Annotated in this window: 10 protein-coding genes and 1 pseudogene; 10 read left to right on the top strand and 1 reads right to left on the bottom strand. The window is 40.9% G+C overall.

The features are described from left to right. The first annotated feature begins 9 nt into the window (after positions 1-9). The 4 genes from QNI24_RS02000 (at position 10) to QNI24_RS01985 (ending at position 7,421) form a co-directional block, all read left to right on the top strand. A complete protein-coding gene (locus QNI24_RS02000) occupies positions 10-294 on the top strand; it encodes a hypothetical protein (protein WP_267175743.1) in 285 nt (94 codons plus the stop codon). 87 nt (positions 295-381) lie between these two features. Continuing rightward, entirely contained in the window at positions 382-1,161 is a 780-nt protein-coding gene (locus QNI24_RS01995; protein ID WP_267175742.1) for a glycerophosphodiester phosphodiesterase family protein, read from the top strand. Between the two features lie 448 nt (positions 1,162-1,609). Continuing rightward, the gene (locus tag QNI24_RS01990; protein ID WP_267175741.1) at positions 1,610-3,754 is read left to right on the top strand and encodes an LTA synthase family protein; all 2,145 of its coding nucleotides are present in this window, start codon (positions 1,610-1,612) and stop codon (positions 3,752-3,754) included. A gap of 85 nt (positions 3,755-3,839) precedes the next feature. Continuing rightward, positions 3,840-7,421, top strand: a complete 3,582-nt coding sequence (locus QNI24_RS01985) for a right-handed parallel beta-helix repeat-containing protein (RefSeq protein WP_267175740.1) — start codon at positions 3,840-3,842, stop codon at positions 7,419-7,421. A 32-nt stretch (positions 7,422-7,453) separates the two neighbouring features. On the opposite strand, the gene QNI24_RS01980 is transcribed toward QNI24_RS01985, so the two are convergent. Next, the gene (locus QNI24_RS01980; protein WP_267175739.1) at positions 7,454-8,371 is read right to left on the bottom strand and encodes a class I SAM-dependent methyltransferase; all 918 of its coding nucleotides are present in this window, start codon (positions 8,369-8,371) and stop codon (positions 7,454-7,456) included. Between the two features lie 203 nt (positions 8,372-8,574). Between QNI24_RS01980 and hfq the strand changes: the two are divergent. The 6 genes and pseudogenes from hfq to QNI24_RS01950 all read left to right on the top strand — a co-directional run. Next, positions 8,575-8,778 (top strand): annotated as a pseudogene (hfq, locus tag QNI24_RS01975) (RNA chaperone Hfq); the annotation flags it as partial. Between the two features lie 22 nt (positions 8,779-8,800). Then, a complete protein-coding gene (locus QNI24_RS01970; RefSeq protein WP_267175738.1) occupies positions 8,801-9,256 on the top strand; it encodes a hypothetical protein in 456 nt (151 codons plus the stop codon). Continuing rightward, positions 9,249-10,589, top strand: a complete 1,341-nt coding sequence (gene hflX, locus QNI24_RS01965) for a ribosome rescue GTPase HflX (protein ID WP_267175737.1) — start codon at positions 9,249-9,251, stop codon at positions 10,587-10,589. The genes QNI24_RS01970 and hflX overlap by 8 nt, the downstream gene beginning before the upstream one ends. Positions 10,590-10,605: 16 nt before the next feature. Continuing rightward, positions 10,606-11,787 carry an FtsH protease activity modulator HflK gene (gene hflK / locus QNI24_RS01960; RefSeq protein WP_267175736.1) on the top strand — a complete coding sequence of 394 codons (1,182 nt, stop codon included), beginning with the start codon at positions 10,606-10,608 and terminating at the stop codon, positions 11,785-11,787. After that, positions 11,784-12,656, top strand: a complete 873-nt coding sequence (gene hflC, locus QNI24_RS01955) for a protease modulator HflC (protein ID WP_267175735.1) — start codon at positions 11,784-11,786, stop codon at positions 12,654-12,656. The genes hflK and hflC overlap by 4 nt, the downstream gene beginning before the upstream one ends. Before the next feature lie 131 nt (positions 12,657-12,787). Further along, complete coding sequence (locus tag QNI24_RS01950; protein WP_267175734.1) at positions 12,788-14,062, top strand: adenylosuccinate synthase; 1,275 nt, start codon at positions 12,788-12,790, stop codon at positions 14,060-14,062. Positions 14,063-14,091: the final 29 nt, after the last annotated feature.

The raw sequence follows: 14,091 nt of genomic DNA, 5'->3' as shown, positions 1-14,091 counted from the left end.
AAAATTAACATGATAAATGACCTTTACCATAATTTAAAAAGCACAACTGTTGATTGTGATGCCTGCATTCTCGGTGCAGGTGCTGCTGGCATCACCATAGCCCTTGAATTAGAAAGTTTGGGCATAAAAACAGTGCTGCTGGAAGGCGGGGGATTGGATTTCCCAACCACCGATGAAATGGATTTATACGATGCCGAAGTTGGTGATAAACCTTATCCAATTGCCAGCTCTAGACTCAGGTTTTTAACCAGAGAAAAGTTACATGATTTTCAGGCAACTTTAAGCCCACAATAAAGCCTCAGAAACACATGGTTTAATCATTAAAACTCAGTATTGGATAATTTGATAAAATGCAGCTTTTTAAGACATTCAACATTTTTGATGCAACTTTTCAGAAGCTTTATTCAACTTTTTTTCTTCTCATCTTGCCTTTTTTTGCTGAGTTGTAACAAACAGCAAGGACCCAAAATTACAGCCATAGCACATGCTGGCGGTGGTATTGATGGAAAAACCTACACTAACTCATTTCAAGCATTAAACTTCAATTATGAAAGAGGCTATGAGTTGTTTGAAATAGACTTTTCTTGGACCAGCGACTCACAACTGGTCTGTTTACATGATTGGGACAGAACGCCCAAATGGTTACTTGATTACCATGGTGAAAAGCCCTTAACTTTGGCTGAGTTCAATCAGTTGCTTCATCCAAACTTGTCACTGAAGCCATGTAACCTGGAAAGCTTGAACCAATGGCTAATTAGTCATCCAAATGCTTATATTGTGACCGATATAAAACATAACAATATTCAGGGACTTAAGCTAATCAAACATAGCATTGAAAATGCCAATCAAAGAGTGATACCACAAATTTACCAGCCGGAAGAGTATCAAGCAACTAAAGACTTGGGTTATGAGTTATTAATTTGGACATTGTATCAATTCCCGAAGGAAAACAAAGCCGTAATTGATGCCTATAGACAAATGGATTTATATGCTATAACCATGCCACAGCACAGGGCCAAACAAGGCTTGGCTAAAATGCTAAATGAACCTTATATTCCATCTTACGTTCATACCATAAACAATCTGGCCGAAGCCAAAAACTATCAAAAGGAACATGGTTTAACATCGGTTTATACAGATTTTTTAGCGCATGATTTTTAACTAACCGCCCAGTCCACTGAGGTAATAAAATATAATAAACACCGATGTTTCGGATGTGTTTATATTCCCTACATTTAATAATTAATTTAACGAGTGCGTCTGTATTCAACACTCTGATAGACTGGTGTGGTTTCGTCATCACCTCAAAGACCATGTGCGCCACATTACCAGTAAATGTCTGACCAATTGGAATTGATTATATTTTCCAACTACTTCCGCTGTAATTATCATGCCATGCCCTCTGCCCAGTTTTGTGAGCCATGAACTTGCCATTCTCTGAATTAGGTGAGAACAATTTCTATTTTCACATCAGGTTGTTATTAAATTTCTCATAACAATTATAGCGAAAAACAAATGTTTGAAGTCCTTACAAAAAAAACTGTGACAAAAACATGATAAAATCGCTTTTTTTTAATTTTATTTCACTCGCCTCAATGGACTGGTATTTATGAAAAAAATAATTGGATCAGTCATCTTTATAGGTTTCTTCTTATATGTTTTTGCAGAGACCAACTACCTAAACAATAAAAATATTTTTTTTGAAAACCTAACTCTTACTGAATTAATTCTGGGTTCATTAGGTGTAGCTGCTTTTGTGTTCTTTTTTCCAGTCAGTCATGGTAAAAAGCCAGCCAGATTGCTGAGCCAAGTCCTCAAAGTATTAGTCATCACATCCACAGTTTTCATCATTTTAGTTGAGGCTTTGATTGTTGATTTTTCAGGCATTGGTTTTGGTCCAGAAGTCATTACCCATCTCAACTGGGATGCTTTTGTTTTGGGTGTGAAGCAATATAAACTGCCATTATTAGTGTTTATCATGCTCACCACAGCCATCAATGTTTTTATTCTTGGCATGAATAAAAACTCCAAAGCCATTACTCGGGCTTTACTGTTGTTGATATCTATTATTTTAATAGGCCTGTTTTTTAATCAAACTATATATGGGCGCCTATATGAAGGTTATATTGAATATAACAAATTAATGAACATTCGTGGTGTGCACGAAAGTGAAATTAAAAAGCTGAAATTCATTGGCATCGATCACATCAAAACCAGCAAGTCAAACATCGTAGCCAACACGAACAAAGATAAAAATTTAATTGTTATATATTTAGAATCATTCAGCGCATTGTTTGTCGGCAACCCAAACTACCCTGATCTGACCCCTAAATTTGACAAAATGGCAAAACAACACCACCTGATTTCACCATACATATCAACGGCTCATTACACAATGGATGGCCTTATATCATCACATTGTGGCTTTATACCTAACATGTTAATGGGTAATAATACCTTGGCATCAGGAGAAAGGTATTATTATGATATACCATGTTTTACTGATGTTTTATCGGTCGCAGGCTATCATCAAGAGTTTTTAGGGGGTGCAAAGAAATCTTTTGCTGGCAAAGGGGATTTTTTATCAGATCACGGCTATGATAAAGTTTGGGGTAGCGAAGATTTCTACGCAGATTTCGGAGAACAAATGACATGGTGGGGTTTGGAAGACTCAGATTTGTTTGATCAAGCCAAGTCAAGAGTTCATGAGCTTCAGCAACTTGACCAGCCATACCACTTAAGTTTACTTACTTTAGGCACTCACTTAAAAGGCTACCCATCACCATCATGCCCAAAATACAAAGACTCAGAAGACTTGTTCATAAATGCCATCCATTGCACAGATTATTTAGTGGGTGATTTTTTGGATTATTTGGTGAATCAAGGACTGCTGACAAACACCACGGTTATCATAACCGGAGACCATACTTTGTTCAGCACTTCATATACCCAAGATCTGTTTGGAAACAAAATTGATGACAAAAATCTGTTTGGACTGATCATTGATGAAAAAAATGACATCAAAACATCAAACATGGGTCTTTACGACTTGCCACCCACAATACTTAGCTTACTTGAGGTTGACCACAACGTATCTTTTATTATGGGTGATGAGTTCGGTAGAGAGGTCGGTAGTCCGATGCTGACCAGAAATGAATTATATATCAATGGTAAAGCTCAACCTTTATCTTTTGAATGTCAATTTGACTTGAATAAAAAAGTTAAGCCAGGTAAAGACATTGATCTTTGTGACCAACGGGCTGTTATTCACCAACTATATGGATACACAGAAAGATTCAATATTCCATCAAAGTTTCGATACAAGGCCAATTCTGTCATTGAAATTTTGTATGAAAAAGATTACACAAAAATTGTTGATATAACCATTGGAGGTAATAGTTTAAAACCAAATTTCAGAAATAATGGATTTGTGTTAACCCCTGAGATGTATGGGAGAAAAGGTTTGTTTTTAATCAATATCAATCATCAAACACAAATAATTGAACATATGCTGAATTTTTCCGAATTGAGCAGTCTACTAACTTTCCTTCAACGAGTTCCCAGTGACAGTCAATCAACCCTACTTCTGTTTGGAATTGATGTAGAAGAAAACCGGCAAGTTTTAGACCAGTTAAAGGTTGAGTATAAGGAATTCACCTGTCAAACCTATATGGTTTGCATCAAACCAAACGAAAACCATGATAATACTGTTACAGATAAAAATAACCAACGGGTTATTGTTTCTGGGTTTTAAAGCTGTAGAATTTGAGTTTTAATGGTAATAACACCAAGACAACTTTAAAATAAGATGTTCTCACCACACACAAGGACTGACTGTAATGGAAAATCGTAAACTAGCCTGTATTTCATTCTTATTTTTTTTACTTGTACCTTATCAAAGTTACGCCCTAGAAGAACTGTTTATTGGCGGCAGCCCCTTGTCAATTGATATCAGCTCAAATGAAAATTTTGCCGTTATCTCACTGCATTCACCAGCTACTGCAACAACTCCTAACCTGGTTATTGTTGACTTGACAACCAACCAGATCATTAAGTCTCACCGCATTAGACTGAGGATGACGAAAGCTGTTTTTATCGAAAACAATGAAAACTATACCAACAACCCAGGTTCAGAATTAGATGGTTTAGCAGTGGCAGCTTTATTTGGTGACCAAAGTTCGCTAACCATTATTAATCCTGAGACAGGTGATGTTATTAAAGACATCAGCACCACACCTCGGCCCAGCAACATAAAAATTATGGGTAATTTAGCTTACATCACAGGCAGTACAACAGGCGATGTTAATGTCATCAACTTGAATAATTTAAGCTACTATTATTCATCACCAAGAATTGGTGTTGATCCCAGAGATTTTGAAATTTACCGACATTCAGATACGATTCAATATGCATATGTATCTTTGGGTGGTGAAAAGTCCATTGCTGTCATAGAAATTGATTCAACCGGCTTTGTTATCCAGAGACCGCGGTGGAAAATTTTAAAGAAAATAGATGTTGGCTATGACCCATCTAGCATGACCTTAAATTCAGACAAAACTAAATTGATTGTGGCTAATCTGAATGGTCGAAGTGTCAACATTTTTGATGTTAGTCTTCGCTCGCAACCACAAGCGATATTAAACCACAAACAAAAGCTCGAGTGGCCCGTTGGCCTATCACCAACTGATGTCATTCCAACCTCTGACCCCGATGTTTTCATGGTTGCAAACTCAAACAGTTATTGGTTAACACAGGTTGATTTGAGTGAAAAATCAACAACCGCTGTTAGAATTAAAAATGATGAAAATCTGGCCTACACAGCTCTGGCTGTATTTGATGGCAAGCTTGCTGCCATAGAAAAAGGACCCAATGCCAACTTGTCATCTTTAAATTTCGATGAGTTGATTACTGAAGAGTTGCCACTGTTTGATAGTCCGGGTGAGCCACAAATTAACTACACTTTAGGTATTGATACCTCCTTAGCTTGTCCCGGATTTTATTTTGCTGAGGCCTTTCAACAACGTTTTGCCAGTGGAGGTGTGTGGGGTAAAGAAATCAAATTGAAAGGAACAGACCGTACTCTTCAAGGTGGCCTTATTTTAAAATCAAACTTCAAAGAAAATGGCGGTTCACCAGGATACGGTGGCTTTAACATTGCTAACAGCACTGGTGAAAAGCAAAGTATCAATATTGAAATTACTCGAGTTATTTCTTACACAGGCGCTACACCGCTTGTCGATGTCAGTTTAAAAAACCTGGATGGTGAAAATATTCTGGGTACCGTTTCTGGCTCTTCAGGTTTGAATTTAAGTGGTGAACTATCACCTGGGTTTTACTATTTCAGCGTCAGGAGCAAATCAGGAGCGCCTGCAGGAGAGTTTTTGGCAGATATTTCAACAAGCTTTATCAATCGTGCTGGTGGCGGATTTCAGGGCGGGGTTGTTATTGGTGGCCATTTCTCAAAGTATGAAACTTTTGCTGACCAAAAAGCTTTTGCAGGATTTTGTGTGAAGCAATCACAAGATGTAACTATTAATTCATTTGCAGCACCCACTTATGGAAACAAAGGTGCCAGTAACTTAGTTATTTCTCTAGCTAACCGCTCAAGAGAAACCCTGGTAACTGAACTTAATACGCCAGAACCTATTGAACCTGTTAGCCTTCCTGAATCACCAGATTACTCACTTGCTGAATTTACAACAACTCCCTTAAAACATGTGTTTGTCGATGCTAATTACAATGGGCCTCAATTAGGTACCAGCTCAAGGCCTTACAAAAGCATAACTAAAGCTATCACAAAAACCAATAGTTCAAATGTTGTCTACCACATCAGGTCAGGAACATACGCTCCTTCAACAACCGATGAAACTCTCCCAATCGGCAGCAGAAACCCCAATGTAAACCCTGTTAAGAACAATGTGTGGATTCGCGGTGAAAATCCAGAAAACACAATTATCGATGCTGAATACTCATTCCGATTTGATGGTTCAAGGGTAACTGCAATGCAAATCAGCAATGTAGAAAATGTCAGAATCTCTGGCTTAACCATCAAAAACTCTCAGGCAGCGGGTATTTTTATTAACAATTCAGACAATGTAAGAGTAGATCATAATTATTTAACTGGCAATGCAAGATTTGGTGTTGGCGCCAACTCAGTGGATCGTTTGATGATAGACAATAATTATGTTGTTGCTAACAGTGAATCTGGCATTGTGGCCAGCGCCTCATATATCAGCAGTAACAATGGTGTCATCCCGGCTGCGCCAGGCTGCCCAGAGCTATTTGGTGTGTGTATTTACAAGAACGTAGCCAATGACCAACGTGCAGATGGTATTTTGGTCAGCCAAGGTGGTCAGTACTCAATCATCAACAACAAAGCCAATCATAACGGTATTTCGGGTATTGAAATCAACAACAGGTATACTGGCACAGGTATTAGGCCTGAATTAACCGGTGACATTATCGGTAACTCTCTTTATTACAACGGCGGTGGCCAACTTTCTCAAGTGGGCACTGGTATTTTAGTTACCGAGTTTTCACATGCAAAAAACATAACCAATAATACCGTTAATAATAATTTACCGGGTGGCATCGCAGTCTTTGAAGATTCAAGCGCAACAAACATCTTAAGTAATCAAGTGAACTTTAACAGTGGCAATGGGATTGCTATTCAAAAAAGATCAGCCATTGAGTCAATTTCTGGTAACGAAGTTTTAGAAAATGGCCTCAGTGGAATCTTTCTTGCGTCTGATGTCACAACATCAAAAATAAATAGCAACTTCAGTAATTTTAATGGCCGATGTGAAGATTGCTTGGATGCTAAAAATGGGCTTGCCATTCTTAATAATGCATCCGTAGAACAGGTGGCTTGGAATACCTTTAATTCCAACTCAAGTGGGGTTCAAGTGGCGAACAACGCGGACGTTGCCGTTTTTGAAAACAATGAAATCGTCAACAACCACAATATAGGTCTTTTTGTCAGAAATGATTCTCATATATTTAACGCTAACACTATAGCAGTAAACCAAAATACTGGAGACCATGCCATTTTTGTAAGTAACGCCACGCTGAATATCAACAGTTTAGAAATGCTTGAAAACCTGGGTGAAGGTTTGACCATTTCTGAAAATGGAAAAGTTACAGCTCAAAGCCTACATATAAATCGTCAAGAAAAGGAGGGCCTTTACCTTCGATCAGGAGGAGGTTTAACATTAACTGACAGTTTAATAGAGTATGGTTTGGGATGGGGAATCAGCGCCACTGGAGAAAACACCAAAGTCAATATAAGCAATACCACCATAACTAAAAACATGGCTGGTGTAATCGCACAAAATGGTGCTTCCATTCTATGCAATGACGGTGGTCAAGTCATTGATAATTTAACCCAACAAACCTCGGGTAACGTAAGTGGTTGTGATTGATCTCCAGACCCAGACAAAAGTGAGCTATAAGTTTATTTGAAATAATTTAATGCGTCTGTAAGCATCCCTTTTAGCATGTGAATAAACCCCCTGAGTTTTGATTTCTTGGCAATGATTGAAACTTGTTCTGGTCCCAGATAACCAAATTCATGCGACCAATATGAGGCAACATACACATCCTTAAAGCCCATTTTTCGCATTTCATCCAATAACTCCCATCCAAATGTATAAAAACTGAGAATGCCGCTGTCATTGGTCGGATCACCATGGTATTCAGGTTCAACATGGTGTTCAATTGAACCATCTTTTTTGATACTCGCTCTGACTAAATTCTTTTCAGCCTGACAATCAAAAGGAAACGACATCAGTATCGATCCGTTCGGCTTCAACACCCGCAAACATTCCTTCAGTGCCCTATTGTAATTTGGGACATGTTCTAGAACATCAAAGGAAAATATATGGTCTATGCTATTGGTTTTAAAACTTAAATCAGTCAAGTCTTCGTGACGTACACCCTGTTCACTTTTTTGTCCACTTGCAACACCACTTTCAATATATTCGCTGCCTATTATATCGGGAAATTTTTGCTTCAAAAAACGGTAAAACGGTGTGACTTGCTCTGTGATATAAATACAATCTTCCGGTTTAACTTCAACATGATCAATCATTAAGTGATAACTTGCTCTGAGCCTGTTACACAGCTGGGTCTCCGGACACACCAAACGTTCACGCCAGTTAATATTTACACCATCTGAATGCTGCCAATCAACCAAGAAGTCCACTTCCTTATTCGCCGGTATCGAGTAACCTTTGAATGTAAATGTTAGGTCTTTATTCGAGTTTATTTGTTCGAGTTCTAGAGTTTCTAGGTACCTTTGTTTAAAAACCTCAACCTGATCAGTGGCATACTCTGTGTATTGTTCGTGGTTATGAATTTTGTTTACTATCATCAGTTACAAGGATTTTTTTGAATGAATTATATACTTATTGTTCTGTAGGAAAAGACACTTCCTGAAAGAATCAGCTCAAATTGATTGGGCAAAGTTGAGATTATGTCATTCAACCATACATTGAATTCATACAGATAGCTATTGGTCGATTCCAAGCTGTGTTAAAATAACATCAAATAATAATAATGAGTAAGGTAACCATCATGTCTAAATCACAAACATTACAAGACCCTTTTTTAAACGCACTGAGAAAAGACCGCATTCCGGTTTCTGTGTTTTTAATGAATGGCATTAAATTACAAGGAACGGTTGAATCATTTGATCAGTTTGTCATCGTGTTGAACAACACCACCAACCAACTGGTTTATAAACATGCCATTTCTACCATCGTACCTGCGAAAAATGTCAGCACTTATAAAATCCAACAGGATGACGAAGACTGATACACCACTCAATAGCAAGTTGATTGAAGCAGTTTCAAAAATTGGAACTGCTTTTTTATTGAACGTCATAAACCCACTGATGATAAAACAACCCAGAATGACCCATCTTTTGTTAGGTATGAACAAAGTCAAATCCAACCCGACCCAGGCTTATTTAATTAACCTAGCGCAGCCGGTTTTTCGAAGCATGAGAAAAGAAGGCAAGCGAGACACGCACCCATGGCAATCGGTTGGTGAGCTCAGCGAATCAGAGATTGGCTCATTGAATTCTCGAGCACGGCCGGTTTTCGGAGGAACGACGAAAGAAGGCAAGCGAGACACGCACCCATGGCAATCGGTTGGTGAGCAAAGCGAATCAGAGATTGGCTCATTGAATTCTCGAGCACGGCCGGTTTTCGGAGGAACGACGAAAGAAGGCAAGCGAGACACCTACGATGTTTGATCGTTCCGAAAGAGGTGACCGCGCGGTATTACTGTGTCCCACACCGATGCAACGTTCACAACGCGCTGAACAACCCGATCGCATTGCTGAGTTTCGCGAATTAGTGACCACTGCTGGTGCAGAAATTTTTGATGTCATCACCAGTACCCGTCAAACAGTCGATTCAAAATACTACATCGGTAGCGGTAAAGCAGAAGAGCTGGCCGAAGCAGTTAAAATTCACGAGGCTGATGTGGTGGTGGTCGATGCCGCATTGAGCCCCATTCAGGAACGTAATCTGGAAGCACTGGTTAAGGCACGCGTACTGGATCGGCGCACCCTAATCCTTGATATTTTTGCCCAAAGAGCCCGCTCATACGAAGGTCAATTACAAGTAGAACTGGCGCAATTAAAACATATGTCTACACGCTTGGTACGTGGCTGGACTCACCTAGAGCGACAAAAAGGTGGTATCGGTATGCGGGGACCCGGTGAAACCCAACTAGAAACTGACCGCCGCTTACTCAATGCACGGGTTAAGTCTCTGAATGCCAAGCTGGATAAAGTCATGCGTCAACGTGAACAAGGCCGCAAACAGCGTAAAAAATCAGGCACCAAAATGATGGCACTGGTGGGTTACACCAACGCGGGTAAATCGACTTTGTTTAATTTAATCACTGATGCTGAGGTGTATGCCAAAGACCAGCTGTTTGCCACCTTGGACCCTACCGTCAGACAATTCACCGCGATTCAAGGTTCCCAAGCGGTGATCAGTGACACCGTTGGTTTTGTGCGTGATTTACCGCATGAGCTGGTGGCTGCATTCCGTGCCACCTTACAAGAAGCATTGGATGCCGATGTGCTGTTACATGTGATTGATGACAGCAACCCAGAACACCGTGATCACATGAATGAGGTTTATAAGGTATTGGGCGAATTAGAAATTGATGATGTGCCGGTGATTGAAGTATTCAACAAAATTGATCAATCCGGTGCCAAACCAGCATGGCAGCCCGGTGAAGCAGGATCGCCGGACCGGGTATGGGTCTCAGCCCATAAAAATTTAGGCATCGATTTATTGCTTAAAGCCATTGAAGAACGGCTGCATCGTACCCATGTAGCTCTTAGCTTTGTCTTACCTATGAATCAAGCGAAATTGCGGGCTCAGTTTTATCAACTGGACGCCATACGCGATGAGTCCTTTGATGATTTAGGTCAATGGCAACTTGAGGTAGAATTACCGATAGAAAAATGGCGACAATTAGCCAAAGGCGATGATGAAGGTGCTCATTTTGTGAGTGAGTTACTGAATGAAAACGACATCGCAATTAACGAAAACCCACAAAACTGGTAACTAACTGGAGAAACCTATGCCTTGGAATGAACCTGGCAATTCGGGCAACAACAAGCCCAATAACAATCGGCCGAACAACAACCGGCCAGGTGGCAATAAACCGCCTGAGTTTGATCAAATACTGAGTGATTTATTCAACTCAATCAAACGTGCTTTTGGTGGCGGCTCAAACAACAGCGGCGGTGCCAAAGGCAGCCAAGCCCCTGTTTTGATACTGATCATTGGACTGTTGGGCCTGACACTCTACAGTTCAGCCTACCAAATTCAACAAGCCGAAAGGGGTGTTGTTTTGGTTTTCGGTGAATACTCACACACCATGCAGCCTGGCTTAAGATTCACCTTGCCAAGGCCATTTGCTCAGGTATTGCGCGTTAATGTTGACACCATCAGGCAAGAAGACAACAGCGGCCAAATGTTAACCGAGGATAAAAACCTCATTGAGATAGATTATTCTTTACAGTACCGCATCGATGAAGAACGTGTTAATGACTATTTATTCAGTGTAACCAACCCAGAGAATACCGTTAAGCAAGTCTCTGAAAGTGTCATGCGTCAAGTGGCCGGTACTCGTACACTGGATTTTATCATCAATGAAAACCGTACCGCAGTTAACCAAGAAGCCCGTGCAGAAGTTCAGTCCATGTTGAACCAATACAAAACGGGTGTGCAAATCACTCAGCTTAACATCACTGAAGTACATCCACCCAGTAACGTGAAGGAAGCTTTTGATGACGTGGTTAAAGCAAGAGAAGACCAGAAAACCTTTATCAACCAAGCAAAAGAGTATGAAAACGCACGCATTCCAGAGGCCGAAGGTCGAGTTCTGAAGATCTTACAAGAAGCCGAAGGTTACAAGGCCTCTATCATTGCAGAGGCTGCTGGTAAAGCCGATCGCTTTGACTTATTAAGATCTGAGTACGAACAGGCACCTGAAGTGACCAGACAGCGCTTGTTCCTAGAAACCATGGAGAGCGTTTTAGGTGACACCTCTAAAGTGGTTATGGATCAAAACTCAGGCAACAGCATGATGTATTTACCACTGGATCAGTTGATGAAAAACCAGCCCCGTAGAATGACCAATGACACATTGGATCTGGGTACATCTGTGGTTACACCGCAGACCAACAACATGCAAAACTCGAACACCAACAGAAACAACAACCGCACCACGCGTCGTGGTAGAGGAGGCCAACAATGAATAAACTGATTGCATTTATATTTGGTGTCTTGGTATTGGGCGTTCTTGCCAGTTTCTTCTTGTTCACCATCGACGAAAAACAAACCGCGGTCAAGCTGCGTTTTGGTGAGGTGGTACAAGCTGGTTATGAACCCGGTTTGCATTACAGAACACCAGTGGTGAATAACATTGTTAAATTCGATCGTCGCATCCAGACATTGGATAACGCACCGGAACGTGTTTTTAATACAGATAATGAATATTTGATGGTGGATTACTTTGTTAAGTGGCGCATCAAAGATGTTAAACAGTTCTACACTTCCAACGGTGGTTTGATAGCCAAAGCCAATGCCAACCTGACAGGTGTGGTTAAAAACGTATTACTGGAAGAGTTCTCTATTCGTACATTGGACCAAGCCATCTCAACCCAGCGTATTGAATTGATGGATAACTTGCGTGAACAAACCAAGCTTCGTTCTGAGGATTACGGTATTGAAATCGTTGATGTGCGAATCAAGCAAATCAACTTGGACCAATCAGTCAATGAATCGGTCTACAACCGCATGCGTTCAGAACGTCTGGTAGAAGCTGCAGAACACCGCTCAACAGGTCGCAAAGAATCCATTAATATCCGTGCCAACACTGATAAAAGGATTCGCATCATGTTGGCCGATGCCGAACAAAAAGCCGCTGTATTACGTGGTGAAGGCGACGCTGAAGCAACCAAACTATTTGCTGAAAGCTACAACAAAAACCCAGAGTTTTACTCGTTCACCCGAAGCCTAGAGGCCTATTCAAAGAGCTTCCAAGAAGGGTCGGGTAATGTCATGGTATTGGACCCAAATTCTGAGTTTTTCAAATACTTTAATAATGAAAAAAAAATTGAGTGACCATCGGTTAAAATAGCCAAAACGAAAAACTCATTTACAACCATAGGCGCAAATGCATACAATGCATTTGCGCATTTTTTTGGTGTAGGCAAAATAAAGCCATACACCTTTACTTTTAATTACATCCAGTCATGAAAAAATCTGTTGTTGTTTTAGGCACCCAATGGGGTGATGAAGGCAAAGGAAAAATTGTCGATTTATTAACCGAACGCGCTGATGCTGTGGTTCGCTATCAAGGTGGGCACAATGCCGGTCACACCCTCATCATCAACGATGAAAAAACCGTACTGCACTTGATTCCATCAGGCATCTTGCGCGCTGGGGTTAAATGCTACATTGGTAACGGTGTGGTGATCGAGCCCAATGCCTTGATCAAGGAAATCAAGAACTTGGAAGCCTCAGGCGTGGATGTTCAATCCAGATTGTACATATCAAAATCAGCACCCGTCATCATGCCTTATCACATCAAACTGGATCAGTTGCGTGAGGCCAAAAAAGGCAAAGCGGCCATTGGTACAACTGGACGCGGCATAGGCCCAAGTTACGAAGACAAGGTGGCACGTCGTGGTATTCGCGTCGGTGATTTATTGAATGCCGAAGTGTTGAAAGAAAAACTAACAACGGTACTTGAGTACCACAATTTCGTTATCGAGAATTACCACCAGGCCGAACCACTGGATTTTGATGAGGTATACAAGGACGCCTTGGCACAGGCCGCTTTCATTAAGAACATGTGCGTGGATGTCACCGGAGCCCTGCACCAACATTTAGATGAGGGTGAGAAACTGTTGATGGAAGGCGCCCAAGGCTCACTGCTTGATATTGATCATGGCACCTACCCTTTTGTGACTTCCTCCAACACCACTTCTGGCAGTGCATCAACTGGCTCTGGTTTGGGTGCCACCCAAATAGATTATGTCTTGGGTATCACCAAAGCCTATACCACCCGAGTGGGTGGCGGACCTTTTCCAACTGAGTTATTCGATGATGACGGTGCGGAACTGGCAAAGAGAGGCGTTGAATTTGGTGCCACCACTGGCCGCCCAAGACGCTGTGGTTGGTTGGACTTGGTGGCGTTGAAACGTGCGGTGCAAGTCAATGGTGTTACTGGTCTTTGTGTGACTAAGTTAGATGTTTTGGATACGTTCAAAACAATCAAGCTTTGCACCAGTTATAACAGCAGCTTCCCAGGCTCAGCCGATGAATGGGAAAACGTCAAACCCGAATACAAAACTTTTCCAGGATGGCAATCATCAACCCGTGGAATGACAGAACTGGATGATTTACCCAGCGCGGCCAGAGAATTACTGGATTACATTGCGACATTCACTGGCGCTCCAGTTCACATGGTTTCTACCGGTCCCGATCGCAGTGAGAACATCTTGTTGGTTGACCCAATGAATTAAAGAACTTCAAGCAACAGTCCAAAAAAAAG

Origin of the sequence: Marinicella marina, assembly GCF_030065545.1 — a bacterium.
GTDB lineage: Bacteria > Pseudomonadota > Gammaproteobacteria > Xanthomonadales > Marinicellaceae > Marinicella > Marinicella marina.
Note: the sequence above shows the minus strand (reverse complement) of the source record. Positions and strands in the feature narration are given on the sequence as shown.